Source organism: Lacrimispora sp. YZC11 (genome assembly GCF_057543815.1).
Map to the genome: position 1 here is coordinate 332,791 of NZ_BAAJYQ010000002.1, position 16,714 is coordinate 349,504.

A 16,714-nucleotide genomic window follows, 5' to 3' on the forward strand; every position below is an offset into this window, starting at 1 on the left:
AGGGTGGCTTTGCTTCTCATATAATCGGTCAACCCCTTGTGGGCGGTTGTTCCTTTTCTAAGATAAATATACCACGCATTGCGTGGTTTGTAAAGGAGCGATTTTATATGGGTTATCCTAAAAGTAACATAGAAGGATTATCTCCGTTTGGTACATTGGACTATTTATGGATGAAATATACGTTGTATCAGGTTTTTACAAATAGTAAATTTGAAAACAATTCGGATGCGTTGGAATTTATGAAATTAGATGATAAAGAGATTGGAGTATTTCCATTTTGGAAGCCGTCTCTTTTTTTGTTTGCTCGGCATGGGGGAGGTCCTGCAGGCGAAGTTTTTTTCGTAATAACCTCCAACTAAATGGTCATGGTCTTTCGTTGTTTCACCCTAAATTTCCTAACGGAAATCATAAGAAAAAGGGATTGCAATCTACCTGCATTCATGTTATTATGTCCCTGAGGGGGAGACATTAAAAGGGAAAGTGTCTGCGCATAAAAGACATTTTTCGTCTCACAAAGACATATAAAGTAATAAGAAAGGTGGAGGTTTACAATGAAAGAAAGAATGATGTTTGCAATTGTAAAAGAACAGGCGGCGAGTGGTCTGGCGCTCAGAGAGGTACCCATTCCCGTTACGGGGGAAAATGATGTGAAGATAAAGATTCACTACACATCAATCTGCGGTACGGATTTACATATCTATAACTGGGATAAGTGGTCTCAGGAAACGATAAAACCGCCGATGACCATCGGACACGAATTTGTTGGTGAAATCGTGGAGATGGGCAGCCTGGTGAAGGAATTTAAAATCGGCGATATCGTATCAGGTGAGGGCCATATCGTATGTGGGCACTGCCGTAACTGTAAAGCAGGAAAACGACATCTCTGCAAAAATACCGTCGGCGTAGGGGTAAACCGTGACGGAGCATTTGCACAGTATCTGGTGATTCCACAGACCAATGTCATCGTCTGTGAGCCGGGAATTCCCCAGGAATTATGCTCATCCTTTGATCCGTTGGGCAATGCGGTACATACCGCTTTATCCTTTGATATGGTGGGAGAGGATGTGCTGATCACAGGAGCCGGTCCTATCGGAATCATGGCTGCGGCGATTTGCCGCCATGTGGGAGCCAAACATGTGGTGATCACGGATGTCAATGATTACCGGCTGAACCTGGTCCGGGAAATCTGCGATGCCCATACTGTCAATGTAGCCAGGGAGAGCTTAGAAGATAAGATGCGGGAGCTTCATATCGAGGAAGGTTTTGATATCGGACTTGAGATGTCCGGCAGTGGTCAGGCGTTTAATTCAATGATTGACCATATGTACAACGGCGGCAAGATTGCGGTTCTGGGACTTCAGGGAAGCGATACCGTGGTGCCATGGAATAAGATCGTGATTAACTGTCTGCAGTTAAAGGGAATTTATGGAAGAGAAATGTTTGAAACCTGGTACAAGATGATGGCCATGTTAAACAGCGGTCTTGAGATAGAGAAGATAATCACCCACAAATTCGATTTCCGGGAGTTCCAGAAGGGCTTTGACGTAATGAACAGCGGACAGTGCGGAAAGGTTGTTCTGGACTGGACGAAGGTCTGAAAGAGGAAGGGAAGAACGAATTGACAAGGGTGAGGTTATTCAGCCGGACTTGGAAAAAAACGATAGGAGAGAAGTTATATGTTGAAAAAAGCATTAAACTATTTTAAAGAAGCGGTAGAGCAGGCCAAGGGAGACGGAACTTACAAGGAGGAGCGCATTATCACAACTCCCCAGAGGAGCAGAATCAATACTACGAAGACAGAAAATGTCATCAATATGTGTGCCAACAATTATCTTGGACTTTCTGACAACCAGGAGATTATAGAGGCGGCCAAAGCCACTTATGATACATGGGGATACGGCTTGTCTTCCGTACGTTTCATCTGCGGAACCCAGGGGATACACAAAGAACTGGAAGCAAAAATCTCTTCCTTCCTGGGCATGGATGATACGATTTTGTACTCCTCCTGCTTCGATGCCAACGGAGGCTTATTTGAGACACTGCTGACGGAGGAAGATGCGGTGATCAGCGATGCGTTAAATCATGCCAGCATCATCGACGGCGTGCGTTTATGCAGGGCAAAGCGCTTTCGTTATGCCAATAATAATATGGAGGAGTTAGAACAGTGCTTAAAGGATTCCCAGGATGCCAGGATACGTCTGATTGCCACAGACGGTGTATTTTCCATGGACGGCATTGTGGCAGATTTAGAAGCCGTCTGTGATCTGGCTGACAAGTACGACGCGCTGGTTATGGTTGATGACAGCCATGCGGTAGGATTTATGGGAAGGCTTGGCAAAGGCACACCCGAGCACTGCGGCGTCATGGGCCGGGTGGATATCATCACCGGTACACTGGGCAAGGCCCTGGGTGGAGCCAGCGGCGGATATACCAGCGCCAGGCAGGAAATCGTGGATTTGCTCCGCCAGAAGAGCAGACCATATCTGTTTTCCAATACCGTAGCACCAGCAATCGCCGGCGGGGCCTTAAAGACCTTTGAAATTCTGGAGCGGAGCACGGAGTACAGGGACCGCGTTCATGAAAATACCCGTTATTTCAGGGAGAAGATAAAAGAGGTGGGATTTGATATTATAGAGAGTGATCATCCGATTGTGGCGATTATGCTGTATGATGCAAAGACGGCCGTGGAATTTGCAGCAAGGATGCTGGAACGTGGAGTATACGTCATCGGCTTCTGCTATCCGGTGGTACCAAAAGGAAAGGCAAGAATCCGTACACAGATATCCGCTGCCCATACCAGGGAGGATTTGGATTTTGCAGTAGAATGCTTTAAATGCGTAAAGGATGAGATGGGGATTTGAGATACATCTACCTTCTGATTAGTCGTTTAAGGTTGATTTAAGATTAAAATGGGCTGGATTAAGATTACGTTGATAAAATGAAGCGTAATCAAAATCCAGCTCATTTTTAGTTAAAAGGGTCAGTATGGAAACATTGGAAAGCTATTTTCACAATCGGGTTCTTTCTTCAATCAATCATTCATTCTTATCGAACGCATCCATTCGTACATTCATCATAAAAACCGCAAAACGCTATTCAATAACGTGTTATTTTACTTTTTGTTGACTTGACAACAATATTTTGACATGCTATTATATTATTGCTTACCAGGAAACAAAAAGGAGATATTAAATGGAGCAAAAGATACTTCAACAATTTACGCAGCTTTATAACAATCAAGACATACTTAGCAATCTTATAAATAGTGGCTTAAACTCACGATATAGTAATTCAGAATTGCATTGTATTGAAGCGATCGGAAAGCTTGATCACCCAAATGGAGTGCAGCTCGCTGCGATTCTCTCAATGACCCGGGGGGCTGTTACCAGGCTGGCGAAGCGATTGCTGCAGGATGGTCTTATAGAACGTTATGTTCTTCCTGATAATAAAAAAGAAATTTACTATCGGTTGACCTCTATAGGAAAGGTTCTATATAAGGAACATGAAGTTGCTCATACAAAATGGGAAGAGCGAGATATTGCCTTTTTATATTCTGTTCCCATAAAGGAGCAAGAAGTAATACTTGACTTTCTGCAAAAATTTAATAACTATCTGCAAGCAAAAATACAGGAGGAATCACAATGAAATATGACTTAACAACACAAGTGGATCTGCGTTTAATGGAGCAATGGCTCTCTGCACAGGAAAACCGTCATTTAGCCACAGGACATGTGGGTACGCATTTAGATACCTATGAGAAAAGTGTTATCCCACTCGATTACATGACTTGCCCAGGCGTTCTTTGGGATGTATCAGATATTGCAGAAAACCGAGAGATTTCACTTTCGGATATTGAGAATTTAAATATACCAGAAAATGCATTTCTTCTAATACGCACTGGCCGAAGTGAAAAAGAAAAGTATGGTACACCTGATTATTTTCGGGAACATCCGCAGTTATCTAAAGAGTTGATCCAGTGGCTTTCAAATCAGCCAATTCGCTTTTTGGGAATAGACTGTTCAGGAATACGCCATGGAAAAGAGCATGAGCCTGCTGACAGAATGCTGGAGAAGCATGGAATCTACGTTATTGAGAATCTTAGTGGTCTTAATCAATTAATAGATACAAATGTCTTACAGGTCTATACTCTTTGGTTTGATGATCCGGTTGCTACTGGACTGCGATGTAAAGTGGTGGTGGAAATTGGAAAATATAAACTTTTAACTTAAGCTCTCATAAAAGCTATCAAAGACTTAAGGATTGCCTGCGAATTGCAGGAAGCTTTTTCACTACCATAACGTTTCCTTTCCTTATTAATTAATATCATGCCATTATGTTTATGTTATTACGAATAAATCCAGCGGTACAATGTTATAAGTGAGCTATTTTATCATATTTTCTGCCAGGATAGAATCGTGACTGTGCTGGAAGAATAAAAGAGCAGACATCTCGGCGCAAATTTCTGACATTATGATACTTCTCCTGTAACATTACAAGTATGAAGTAAGGTAGAGATGACAGAGGCAAGGTAATAATACGGTTACAAATATATTGACAACATCATCTTTAAATGATACAAATAATGTTTATAAGAAAGAAATGCGGATGGCATACTTTTGAAGAGATTGTTTGATGCCTGGAATGACAATGAGTATTATTAAAGACAGGTATAAAATACGCTTAAGGACAAGGAAGTGAATATAATATGAAAAATCCACTAAACTATCAGATCACGGAATATGACTGCGGCCCGACCACATTACTTAATGCAATGAGCTTTCTCTTCACCAGAGATCAGATTCCGCCGGATATCATCAAACATATTATGCTTTTTTGTCTCGATTCCTATAATGCGAAGGGGGAGTTTGGGAAAAACGGAACCTCGCGTATGGCGATGATGTTTTTTAGCAACTGGATCAACCAATTCGGCAAGATGAAAAAATTTCCTGTTCAAAGCGATTATCTGACGGGAGACGAAGTGTTTATAGGGGAAAACAGTAAGGTCATATATGGTCTGCAGCAGGGCGGTGTTGTGGTGGCACGGGTGATGTATGGCTGCTGGCACTATGTATTGCTGACAGGTGCCGATGGTCAGAACGTTTATTTGTTTGATCCTTATTTTAGAAAGAAGCCTTTTAAGCAAAAGGGTTTGGAGCTGATCACAGATATGCCTTACCATAGGAACCGGTGCGTGCCATGGGAAATGTTTAATGACACCGGAAAAGGCACTTATGCCCTTGGACCCAAGGAAACAAGAGAGGCTGTCATCATTTTTAACAGCGTGACACAGAAGAAACCGGCAGATACCATTGAATATTTTATTTGACAAAACAAGCTCATTATGATAACCTGAATCAAATTATAAATGGAGGCAGCTATTATGAATCAGCATCAACTTCTTAAAAAGTTGAATTGGGACGACGATTGATAGCGCTTGTATCTGTGACGAACCGCAGGTGCAAGCGCTTAAAGCGTTGCGCCTGTGTGGATAGAATATTTTAGGGACCACATTGGTAAATTTAATTTGCCCGTGTGGTTCTATTTTTTTACCCATGCGGGAAAGGGAAAGGTTGTGATCGTATGGGACATATTGATGATGTCCTCATGGATATATTAGATAGCAATGAAAATCAAATAATTATAATTCAGGAGGAATAAACAATGAAGAGTATCATTGGAGAGATCAAAGAGATGACCGTTGAAGCGGAGGAGTTGATAAACCATATCGGAGAAACCATAAGGATTCATGGCAGCATCTATAAAATCAGGAAAATGAGCGATTTTGCTTTTGTACTATTGAGAACAAAAAGGAAAGTAGTCCAGTGCATTTATTCAAAGGAAATTTCTCTATTTTCTCTTGATGAAATAAAGGAAGAGAGCAGTGTCATAGTAACTGCCTGTGTCAAAGGGGAAGAGAGATCCAAAACAGGCTATGACCTTTCGATGATTGAGATAGAGGTATTATCAAAACCGAAAGAGCCGAGCCCAGTTGTAATAAATAATAAATGTGTAGATACTTCTATGGAAACTCTGCTTAATTTCAGGCCGGTTACACTTCGTAACGAAAGAGAACGGGGTATTTTTAAGCTTCAGGAGGGAATCACCTATGGAATACGTGAGTTCTTAAAAAAGGAAAAATTTACGGAAATCCGTACGCCTAAAATCGTTTATGCAGGTGCCGAAGGCGGAGCAAATATTTTCCGTATAGACTATTTTGACAGAGAGGCATATTTAGCTCAAAGCCCGCAATTTTACAAGCAGATGATGGTAGGCGTTTTTGAAAGGGTATATGAAATTGCTCCGGTATTCCGGGCGGAAAAACATGATACCTCCAGGCATCTGAATGAATATACCAGCGTAGATTTTGAAATGGGGTACATTGACAGCTTTGAAGATATTATGCAGATGGAAACGATGATGTTAAAACATGTAATGGAGTATTTGAATAAACAATATGAAGATGAAATAAAACTGTTAAAAGTGAACATGCCCGTAATCAAAGAAATTCCGGCAATTAAATTTAAGGAAGCAAAAGAATTGATTTCAATGGAATATAATAGACCCATCAAGGATTTTGATGATTTTGAGCCGGAAGAAGAAAAACTGCTTTATGAGCTGATTAAGCAGAAGACAGGGAGTGAATTTGTATTTGTAACTCATTATCCAAGCCAAAAGAGACCTTTTTATGCGATGGATAGCGTGGAGAATAAAGAGGAAACATTAAGCTTTGACCTTTTATTCCGGGGACTGGAAATAACGACAGGCGGTCAGAGAATTCATGGGTATGAAGATCAGACTCAGAAAATGGAACGAAGAGGGATGAATACAGAATTATTTGAAAGCTATCTTATGATGCATAAATATGGGATGCCGCCTCATGGTGGACTGGGTCTGGGCCTGGAACGTTTTACAAGTAAACTTCTTGGACAGGAGAATGTACGTCTTTCTACCCTGTTTCCAAGAGATATTAACAGGCTGACTCCATAGTACCATGAAATGACTAACAGAAATTGTAAATGATTGGTTTCCAACTTAAATAATAATTCGGAAAATCATGTTATAAATAGCAGACAGGGGAGAGAGAATAAAGCATAATGGCAAGAGTATATTTTGTACGTCACGCACAGCCGGACCATGCCTGGATGGATGACAGGAGCGGATATGAAACCATGATTCATTTATACAGCCAAAATTTTCCTGAAATTGTCATCTTCCCCATGAATGGTATGGTAAGGAAGAAGAAAAAGTATTATAATAATAGCTATAATAAAATCACAGAACCGACAAAAATCACAGTACTACAAAGAAAATCAAAACGTACTTGCGGGAGGTATCTTATGCAGACATTTAAGCAGTTGTATGAAAGTTTGGTGAAGTCCGTATTAAATAATGATTCGGATCCGGTGAAGGACTTAGAAACTTCATATGATCCTCATCATCTGGATTGCCTTTTGAATCCGACGAAGCATCCGGTGGTGATCCGTACCGGAACCTGCACCTGTTCCAAAGAGGAACGGGAGGAATGCTTAAAGCGCTGTCCTTTCGGGGCATTGGGAATCGATAAGGATGGGGTCACTGTTGATCCGGAGCTATGTCTGGGCTGTGAAGATTGCATTGAAGGCTGCGCACCGGAAAAACTGACAGCCAGTACGGATATTATCCCGGCTTTAAAAGCGATAAGAAGCTCCAAGGGACTGGTATATGCAATGATAGCTCCCGCATTTTTAGGCCAGTTTTCAAAGGAGGTCACTCCTGGAAAGTTAAGATCGGCATTAAAAGCAGTTGGGTTTGACGGAATGCTGGAGGTTGCCCTGTTTGCGGACATCCTTACATTAAAAGAAGCTCTCGAATTTGATAAAAATATCAATGATATCAATGATTACCAGCTGACAAGCTGCTGCTGTCCCATGTGGATCGGCATGATCCGTAAAGTCTATCACCAGCTGGTTCCTCATGTTCCTGGCTCGGTATCACCCATGGTTGCCTGCGCAAGAGTGGTAAAAGCGCTTCATCCTGATGCTATGACCGTATTCATCGGACCATGTCTTGCCAAGAAGGCGGAAGCCCGGGAAAAGGATCTGGCGGGTGCGGTTGACTATGTGCTCACATTCCAGGAGGTAAAGAATATCTTTGATGCCCTTGGAATCGATCCGGCTGTTATGGAAGAGAGTGAAAAGGACCATTCCTCAAGAGCCGGAAGGATTTACGCCAGAAAGGGCGGAGTCAGCGAAGCGGTCGAGAGTACGGTAAGAGCCATTAATCCCAATAAAAAAACAGAGATCCGCACCAAACAGGCGGATGGAGTGCCTGCGTGCCGGAAGATGATCCAGGATATCATGGAAGGAAAGATCGAGGCAAATTTTTATGAAGGCATGGGCTGTGTGGGCGGCTGCGTCGGCGGACCAAGATCCATTTTGGGAGTGGATCAGGGAACGGAGCTGGTCAATGATTATGGAGAAAAGGCGACTTATGGGCATCCGGCTGAGAATCCATATGTGATCGAGCTGCTGCACCGCCTAAACCTGGACAGCATTGAAAGCCTGCTGGAAGAAACTGATCTATTCAGCAGAAATATTACTTAAGATAAGTTGCTTTCATAGGCTTTATATTGTTTCAGTAAAATCAGTACATGGGAACCATGCCAGGCGGTTTCCATGTACTGATTTTCGGTTTTCCTGATTGCATCTTGCTTTTCACCCCTTAAAAATGCTAATATAAAAGAGTATGCATGGACAAGACAGGCAACTGAAAGAAAGGAAATGATATGACAACAGGCAGAATGAATCAGCTGTTGGTAATGGTCAATTTATGCGGCAGTGTTGTGGAAGGAATTGAACACCTTATGGCCTATGAGGAAAATGAACGGCTGAAAGAGGATACTGTTACAGGGCTTTTCACTTTGGAGGATAATTTAAGAGTATTTAAGGCAGATAAAACCGTGATCCATGAAACGAAATGGATGGCGGAAGTCATAAAGAACTGGCTGTTTGTTTATGACCAGGAATTTAAAAACAGGCTGTACCGCTGGTATTTTTCAACGTTAAAGGAGCTTCGGAACTTAATGACAGCAGAAATAGAACGGTGTCCCGTCTGCTCAGGAAAAGGCGTCCCCCATTATGGAGCGGTGCTCTATATGGAAGACGAGGAGACGGATCAATACGTGCTGGAGCCGGTCCGGGTCTTTATGAAGTGCAGGGAGTGCGGAAATTATTATCTTACAAAGGAAGAAAGCCGGTTTGTAAACGGAAAGAAGGGCTCCCGCCGCACAAAGGCAAGATGTGAACAGCTTTTAGCAGATATTGGTGTATTTGCGGCGGAAGGAACCATGCTGTTTATTGGAGAAGAGAAAAGCCCATTATATAAAGAAGCCAGAAAGGCCGGGTATGATCCTGAGGCCATGTCTCTGGAAGAAGCCGGAGACCGGTTAGAAGGCAGTGAGGAAGCATACCGGATCGTCCTCATTGACCGGATCCCACGCACTCAGGATATGAAGCTGATCCTGGCTCAGGCGGCGGAGTACCTGGCAGATGACGGGATTCTCTGGTTTGATGGGCCGGATCTGGATAAATCCATTAAAAATCTGGAAAAAAAGGGAGCTTCCATGTGGAAGGGGGAGGTGGCAGAGGTCTGCCTGACGGACAGGGGCATAGATGCTCTGGCGGAAAAATGCGGACTTTCCATTCGATCATACCGTCATGTAGGGACTGCTTCCGGACGCATTGAGGTGATTGCCCAAAAGAAAGAATGACAGTTCCTATAGGAGAATGCAGAAAAAGGAAGGGATAACGTGTTTGACAAATTAACGGAGAATGATATTAAGAAAATGCAGGAAGAAATAGTACACCGGAAGCTGGTCGTCCGGAAAGAAGCCCTGGAAGCGGTAAAAGAGGCAAGAGCCCATGGAGATCTAAGTGAAAACTTTGAGTACCATGCCGCAAAAAAGGACAAGAATCAGAACGAAAGCAGGATCCGTTATCTGGAGAAGATGATAAAGACTGCCCAGATCATAACCGATGAATCCAAGGATGATGAGGTCGGGCTTTATAATACGGTTGACCTGTATTTTGAGGATGATGACGAGGAAGAGACCTACAAGCTTGTGACAACAGTCCGCGGGAATTCCATAAAAGGCCTTATCAGCTCTGAATCCCCTTTGGGGAGGGCCGTTATGGGGCATAAGGTAGGCGACCGGGTCTATGTAAAGGTCAATGACAAGGCAGGCTACTACGTAGTGGTGAAACGCCTGGAAAATACAAAGGACGATGACAGTGACAAGCTGAGAAGCTATTGATCTGCCAAAAGGACAGGCTGATATGATGAAGGATATGACTAGAGGAAGCATTTCCTCTCAACTGATACGGTTTTCCATTCCTCTGGTTTTGGGAAATTTATTCCAGCTCACCTATAATGCGGTGGATTCCATAGTGGTAGGACGGTTTGCGGGGGAAGAGGCGCTGGCAGCAGTTGGCGCGGCCGGCCCGGTTATGAACATTGTGATCCTTGGGATTACGGGAATCTGCATCGGGGCTTCGGTGCTGATGAGTGAGTTCTTCGGCGCAGGAAGCCATGAGAAGCTAAAGCAGGAGATAGCCACCACCCTTTTGTTTGGACTTTATTTTTCTCTGGCCATTGTATGCCTGGGGCTGTTTTTGTCCGGCGGGATCATAAGGCTTCTCCGTGTGCCGGATGAGATCACGGAGGATGCAGCTGTGTATTTAAGGGTTATATTAATAGGAACGCCCTTTACCTTTTTTTACAATGGAGTGGCCTCTGCCCTCCGGAGCGTGGGCGATTCAAAAACCCCGGTCCGCTTCCTGGCTATGGCCTCGGTTTTAAACGCATTATTGGATCTGGTATTTGTGGCAGGGTTTCACATGGGAGTTTTTGGGGCTGCACTGTCTACTGTCATTGCGGAGGCGGTTTCTGCAATCCTGTGCATTTCTTACATATATAAGAAGGTTCCTCTTCTTAAACTTAAGCCAAAGGAATTCCGTATGGACCGGGAGCTTTTAGGACTTACGGTAAAGCAGGGAGCGGTCACGGCATTGCAGCAATCCTGCCAGCCTATTGGCAAGCTTTTGATACAGGGAGTCATAAATCCTTTGGGCGTCAGCACCATAGCGGCGTTTCAGGCGGTGAACCGGGTGGATGATTTTGCTTTTACTCCGGAACAAAGCATTTCCAGCGGAATGATGACCTTTGTGGCCCAAAACCGGGGAGCCGGTAACGGAGAACGGGTGAGGAAAGGCTTTCGGACCGGGCTTTTCATAGAAGCAGGTTACTGGGTGATCATATGCATTGTCATCCTGCTGGTGAAGGAACCGGTGATGAGATTATTTGTGCCCAATGGGGATGGGACCATGGTAAGGATTGGGGCGGAATATTTGACCCTCATGGCTTTTTTCTATCTGCTGCCTGCCTTTACCAATGGGATCCAGGGATTTTTCCGGGGAATGGGAAATATGTCCATCACCCTGATCTCCACCTTGATCCAGATTTCCGTCCGGGTGGCATTGGTCATCCTGCTGGTTCCGTCCATGGGAATGAATGGCGTTCCCTATGCCTGCCTGGCTGGCTGGGCCTGTATGCTGCTTTATGAGGTTCCCTATTATTTCTGGTTTAAAAAGAAAAATGAATTATTACAGGAGAAAAATAATGATTAAAAATATAGTATTTGACATGGGCAGAGTGCTGGTACATTATGATGGAGACATTGTCTGCAGACATTTTATTGAGGATGAGGCGGAGCGGAAGGCAGTAAGGATCGCTGTTTTTGAGTCTCAGGAGTGGCTGTTTCTGGATATGGGGCTGATCTCAGAGGAAGAGGCTTTAAAGAAGATGCAGGCACGTCTGGACACCGCCCATGCCAGGGATATGGCCGCCCTTTGCCTGGAGCACTGGCATGAATACAATATGTGGCCTGATGAAGAGATGGGAAAACTGGTAGGACAGCTTAAGGAAAATGGATATGGCATCTATCTTTGCTCCAATGCTTCTCTCCGCCTGCAGACGTGTTATAATATCATTCCAGGGATTGAACATTTTGACGGGATATTATTTTCCGCTGAAGTAAAGTGTTTGAAGCCTCAAAAGGAAATGTACAGCCATTTGTTTGAGCGGTTCCACTTAAAGCCGGAGGAATGCTTTTTTATTGACGACTTGCCCATGAACATTGAGGGGGCAAGAGCCTGCGGTATGGATGGGTACTGTTTTGAGGACGGAGATGTGAAACGGCTGAAAGAATTTTTGACCCATATCAATGATAACTAGAAATAGCCTGGAATCATAAAGTTTTGTGGTTTTACAATGAAATGGAGAAACGCTTATTATGTACCGGATTCAGATAAAGGATATGGATTTCGAACAGATTGCCAGGTCCGGCCAGTGCTTCCGTATGGAAGGCCGAGAGGACGAAAATGGGGTCTGGATGATCGCGGCAGCGGGAGAATACGTGGAAGCAGTGAAAGAAGAAGACGGCTTCCTGTTTTCCTGCGGGGAAAGGGAGTTTAAAGAAACGTGGGCCGGCTATTTTGACTTACAGACCGATTACGGCGGTTATAAAAGGCGAGTGGATTCTGAGGATTCTTATCTTCGGGAAGCCATGGAATGGGGCTGGGGAGTCCGGATCCTTCATCAGGATCTGTGGGAAATGCTGGTGACCTTTTTGATTTCTCAGAATAATAATATCACCCGCATTACGGGCAGTGTTAAGGAACTGTGCAAGCAATTCGGTGACAAAAGGAAAGGTCTGGGTCTGACTATGTCTCCTGACGGAAGCTGGAAAGAAACTGAAAGAGACTATAATGCCTTTCCGGGGCCGGAGAGCCTTTCCTCGGCAGGCCTAAAGGGACTGTCCGGCCTGGGCCTTGGTTACCGGGATAAATACATCCTGTCGATTGCAGAAATCTGCAGCGGGCCGGAGGGAAGGGAATGGCTTTTGCGCTTAAAAGAAACGGATTATAAAAGCGCCCACAGCATGCTGATGGAGCAGTATGGGATTGGAAGAAAGGTCGCAGACTGCGTCTGCCTGTTCGGGCTTCACCATGTGGGGGCTTTTCCTGTGGATACCCACGTAAAGCAGATTTTAGAGCTTCACTATCCTAAGGGCTTTCCCTTGGAGCGGTATCAGGGATATGCCGGAATCCTTCAGCAGTATATGTTTTATTATAAGATAAATCAAATACCCCGAAGCAAGCTGAGAGGTGTTTGACTCTTGCAGCATGAGCCATATGCAGGAATGCAGTCATTCCTGTGTACGGCTTTTTTATTTTTAAGTTTGTCGAAATATTTCATACTTTCATCACACAATTAACAAAAATATATCACACAATTTTCACAATTCCCTTTTACCCTAAGTAAAGATGCAAAATGCATGAAAGAACAGGAGGAGAGAGAGTTGATTGAAGTCAGGAATCTGGTAAAGGATTACGGCGGCCATCTGGCTGTGGACCATTTGAGCTTTACCATCAACGATGGCCAGATATATGGATTTCTAGGGCCAAATGGAGCCGGAAAATCCACGACAATGAACATTATGACTGGGTACATCGGCGCTACGGGAGGTGATGTGCTGATCAACGGCCATAATATATTGGAAGATGGGGAGGAAGCAAAGAAGTGCATTGGCTATCTGCCGGAGCTTCCTCCGCTTTATGTGGATATGACTGTGGAAGAGCAGCTGCTGTTTGCTGCGGAATTAAAGAAAATACCGAAAAAAGAGAGAGATGAGGCTGTTTACCAGGTCATGGAGCTTGCCAGACTGGAAGATGTAAAAGGCCGTTTGATCCGCAACTTATCAAAAGGCTACAGGCAGCGTGTGGGTCTGGCTCAGGCAGTTTTAGGATTTCCCCCGGTCATTATTTTAGATGAGCCTACCGTGGGACTGGATCCTAAGCAGATCATCGAGATCCGGGATACCATACGTAAGCTGGGGCAGAAGCATACGGTTATTTTAAGCTCCCATATCCTTTCCGAGGTCAGCGCGGTATGCGATCACATCATGATCATTAATAAGGGAAAGCTGATTGCCAGCGATACGCCGGAAAATTTAGAACGCCAGATGGCCGGAACCGCCGGAATGGAACTTTTGGTGAAAGGAAATCCAGAACAGATCCTTGAAATTCTGGAAACCATTCCCCAGGCAGCCGATGTATCGGTACAGGAGAGCGGAGAAGAAGGAATAAGCAGGGTGAATTTCCGTATCTGCACAGAAGAGGAAGGAGATGGAGAGGATATCAGGGAAACCATTTTCTTTGCGTTTGCCGGCCAAAGACTTCCCATTCTTTCCATGCAGGTCACAAGGGCGTCTCTGGAAGAGGTGTTCCTTGAACTGACAGGTGAAGGGGCCGCAGAGGTTATAGAAACAGGCGAAAGCCCTGAAGCAGATGATTTTGAAGAGGAGCCTTCAGAGGAGGATCTTAAGGAAGAGGATGTAGACGGAGAGGGGGATGAAGAATAATGGCAGCTATTTATAGAAGGGAACTGAAGGCATATTTTCAGTCCATGACCGGTTATGTATTTATCGCTTTTATGGTGCTGTTCATAGGAATTTACTTTATGGCTTATAACATGATGAGCGGATACCCCTATTTTTCCTATACCCTGTCCGGTATGGTGACCATTATCATGATCGGCATTCCGGTGCTTACCATGAGAAGCTTTGCGGATGACCGGAAGACGAAAACAGACCAGCTTTTACTCACCTCCCCGGTATCCGTTACCCAGATGGTTCTTGGAAAATATCTTTCCATGATAACTGTCTACGCTGTTCCGGTACTGCTTTCCGGAATCTGTCCTCTCATCATCAAGCTCAACGGAAATGCGAATTTAAAGGCGGATTATGCTTCCATACTGGCCTTTTTCCTGCTGGGAGGCGTCTATATTGCCGTGGGGATGTTTATTTCTTCCTTAACTGAAAGCCAGATCATCGCAGCGGTGGGAACCTTTGGAATCATCCTTTTGCTGCTTTTATGGCCCAGCCTTGTAGGATTTTTGCCCACATCGGCGATCGGTTCTGCAGCAGGGTTTTTGATCCTCTGGACCGGAATTGTTTTTGCTGTCTACCGTGTAACAAGTCATGGTCCCCTTGCGGCTTTTTTAGAAACAGCAGGAGTCCTTTGCATCGCGGTGCTGTACCTCGTGAAAAGAGGTCTTTTTGACCGCGCCCTGACAAATGTGCTGGAAAAGATCGCAGTGACCGACGTGTTCCAGAACTTTGCCAGTCATGACATCTTTGATGCAGGCGGTCTGGTTTACTATATCAGCATCATATTCCTGCTGATATTCTTGACCGTGCAGTCCATAGAGAAACGCAGATGGAGTTAGGAGGATGGAAATGACAAGAAAATTAAAAAAAGGTGGCTATACGGCGATCCTTTCCCTGATCGTCATAGCAGCCGTAGTAATATTAAACTTGATCGTAGGCCGTCTTCCGGAGAAGGTACGGCAATGGGATATGAGCAGCAGCCGGATCTACACCCTGGGAGGAACCACAGAGAATCTTGTTAAGGGACTTGATAAGGATATTACGATTTATGTGGTGGCAGCACCTGAGTCTGTGGATAAGCGGATTACAAGCTTTATAAAACGCTACGAGGATTTATCCAGCCATGTCAAGGTAGTGACCGTGGATTCCGTCCTTCATCCAGACCAGGTAAAACAGCTGAATGCGCAAGACAACACGCTTTTAGTAAGCTGTGATTCTACAGGCAGGACAGAATCCATCGCCCTGACGGATATCATTAAAATGGATGAAATGTCATACTATTATTACGGACAGTCCAAGGAAACAGAATTTGATGGAGAAGGCCAGCTTACCGGGGCTATTTCCCATGTGATCAACAATGTACAGAAAACGGTTTACGTGACAGAAGGCCATGGAGAACCGGCTCTTGGGGCCACGGCTTCTGATATGTTGAAAAAATCCAATTTAACCGTGAATTCCTTAAATCTCCTGACAGGCGGCAGCATTCCTGAGGATTGTGAACTTTTGCTCATTAATGCGCCGGTATCAGACCTGGCTAATGATGAAAAGAAGATGATTTCCGATTACCTGGATAAAGGCGGCAGGGTTATGATCCTTGCAGGCTATTCAGAGAAGGACCGTACAAATTTAAATGCGCTTATGAACGATTATGGCCTGAATCTGGAAAACGGTCTTGCAGCAGATACCAAGAAGTTTTATCAGAACAATCCCTACTATATCTTTCCAACCATTCAGGCAGGAAGTGAAGTGACAAACGGCATTGACGAAAAAAGCGCGGCTCTTGTCCTTCAGTCCGCCGCCCTGACCCAGAAGGAGGATTTGCCGGAAGGCGTGGAAGTGACCCCATTTATGGAGACCAGTGACGGAGGTATGCTGGTAACGGCCGATAAGCAGACAGAAGGAACCTATATCCTGGGAGCCGTATCTGAGAAGACTTTGAGTTCCGGAACGGCACGTTTGACCGTATTCAGCACCCCTTCCCTTATTGATGAAGGTCTTAACACCAGCTTTACCAACTTAACCAATTTAAATCTTTTCATGAATGCGGTTACAGCCAATTTCGATGACGTTTCAAATGTATCCATACCAGCCAAGAGCCTGGATGTAACTTATAACACTGTTACCCATGGAGGCATGTGGGGAATCCTGTTTATTTTTGTTATCCCGGTGGTGACGCTGGCAGCCGGGCTTGTGATCTGGCTGAAGCGCAAACGTCTGTAAAAGGAGGCT

Annotated in this window: 16 protein-coding genes; all 16 read left to right on the forward strand. The window is 44.5% G+C overall.

Annotated features, from left to right (window positions below; genetic code table 11):
• The first annotated feature begins 107 nt into the window (after positions 1-107).
• The 16 genes from AC27IJ_RS01515 (at position 108) to AC27IJ_RS01590 (ending at position 16,705) form a co-directional block, all read left to right on the forward strand.
• Positions 108-359: a hypothetical protein gene (locus AC27IJ_RS01515; RefSeq protein ID WP_312504195.1), complete on the forward strand. Its 252-nt coding sequence runs from the start codon at positions 108-110 to the stop codon at positions 357-359.
• 192 nt (positions 360-551) lie between these two features.
• Positions 552-1,598 (forward strand): L-threonine 3-dehydrogenase, encoded by a 1,047-nt coding sequence (tdh, locus tag AC27IJ_RS01520; RefSeq protein ID WP_312504197.1) that lies wholly within the window; start codon positions 552-554, stop codon positions 1,596-1,598.
• Between the two features lie 78 nt (positions 1,599-1,676).
• Entirely contained in the window at positions 1,677-2,861 is a 1,185-nt protein-coding gene (locus AC27IJ_RS01525) for a glycine C-acetyltransferase (RefSeq protein WP_312504199.1), read from the forward strand.
• 331 nt (positions 2,862-3,192) lie between these two features.
• Positions 3,193-3,645, forward strand: coding sequence for a MarR family winged helix-turn-helix transcriptional regulator (locus tag AC27IJ_RS01530; protein ID WP_312504200.1), 453 nt, complete (start codon positions 3,193-3,195; stop codon positions 3,643-3,645).
• Positions 3,642-4,229 (forward strand): cyclase family protein, encoded by a 588-nt coding sequence (locus AC27IJ_RS01535; protein WP_312504201.1) that lies wholly within the window; start codon positions 3,642-3,644, stop codon positions 4,227-4,229. The genes AC27IJ_RS01530 and AC27IJ_RS01535 overlap by 4 nt, the downstream gene beginning before the upstream one ends.
• 476 nt (positions 4,230-4,705) lie before the next feature.
• A complete protein-coding gene (locus tag AC27IJ_RS01540; protein WP_312445990.1) occupies positions 4,706-5,326 on the forward strand; it encodes a peptidase C39 in 621 nt (206 codons plus the stop codon).
• 335 nt (positions 5,327-5,661) lie between these two features.
• Positions 5,662-6,987 (forward strand): aspartate--tRNA(Asn) ligase, encoded by a 1,326-nt coding sequence (gene aspS / locus AC27IJ_RS01545; protein WP_487147280.1) that lies wholly within the window; start codon positions 5,662-5,664, stop codon positions 6,985-6,987.
• Between the two features lie 350 nt (positions 6,988-7,337).
• A complete protein-coding gene (locus AC27IJ_RS01550) occupies positions 7,338-8,582 on the forward strand; it encodes a [Fe-Fe] hydrogenase large subunit C-terminal domain-containing protein (RefSeq protein ID WP_312504204.1) in 1,245 nt (414 codons plus the stop codon).
• Between the two features lie 182 nt (positions 8,583-8,764).
• A complete protein-coding gene (locus AC27IJ_RS01555; RefSeq protein ID WP_312445994.1) occupies positions 8,765-9,748 on the forward strand; it encodes a hypothetical protein in 984 nt (327 codons plus the stop codon).
• A 39-nt stretch (positions 9,749-9,787) separates the two neighbouring features.
• A complete protein-coding gene (gene greA / locus AC27IJ_RS01560) occupies positions 9,788-10,291 on the forward strand; it encodes a transcription elongation factor GreA (RefSeq protein WP_312445996.1) in 504 nt (167 codons plus the stop codon).
• Positions 10,292-10,313: 22 nt separating this feature from the next.
• Positions 10,314-11,663, forward strand: coding sequence for an MATE family efflux transporter (locus AC27IJ_RS01565; protein WP_312445997.1), 1,350 nt, complete (start codon positions 10,314-10,316; stop codon positions 11,661-11,663).
• Positions 11,656-12,270, forward strand: coding sequence for an HAD family hydrolase (locus AC27IJ_RS01570; protein ID WP_487147281.1), 615 nt, complete (start codon positions 11,656-11,658; stop codon positions 12,268-12,270). The genes AC27IJ_RS01565 and AC27IJ_RS01570 overlap by 8 nt, the downstream gene beginning before the upstream one ends.
• Before the next feature lie 58 nt (positions 12,271-12,328).
• Complete coding sequence (locus AC27IJ_RS01575) at positions 12,329-13,210, forward strand: DNA glycosylase (protein WP_312445999.1); 882 nt, start codon at positions 12,329-12,331, stop codon at positions 13,208-13,210.
• A gap of 186 nt (positions 13,211-13,396) precedes the next feature.
• The gene (locus tag AC27IJ_RS01580) at positions 13,397-14,458 is read left to right on the forward strand and encodes an ABC transporter ATP-binding protein (RefSeq protein WP_487147301.1); all 1,062 of its coding nucleotides are present in this window, start codon (positions 13,397-13,399) and stop codon (positions 14,456-14,458) included.
• Positions 14,458-15,324, forward strand: coding sequence for an ABC transporter permease subunit (locus tag AC27IJ_RS01585; protein WP_312446001.1), 867 nt, complete (start codon positions 14,458-14,460; stop codon positions 15,322-15,324). The genes AC27IJ_RS01580 and AC27IJ_RS01585 overlap by 1 nt, the downstream gene beginning before the upstream one ends.
• Before the next feature lie 10 nt (positions 15,325-15,334).
• A complete protein-coding gene (locus tag AC27IJ_RS01590; protein ID WP_312504208.1) occupies positions 15,335-16,705 on the forward strand; it encodes a Gldg family protein in 1,371 nt (456 codons plus the stop codon).
• Positions 16,706-16,714: the final 9 nt, after the last annotated feature.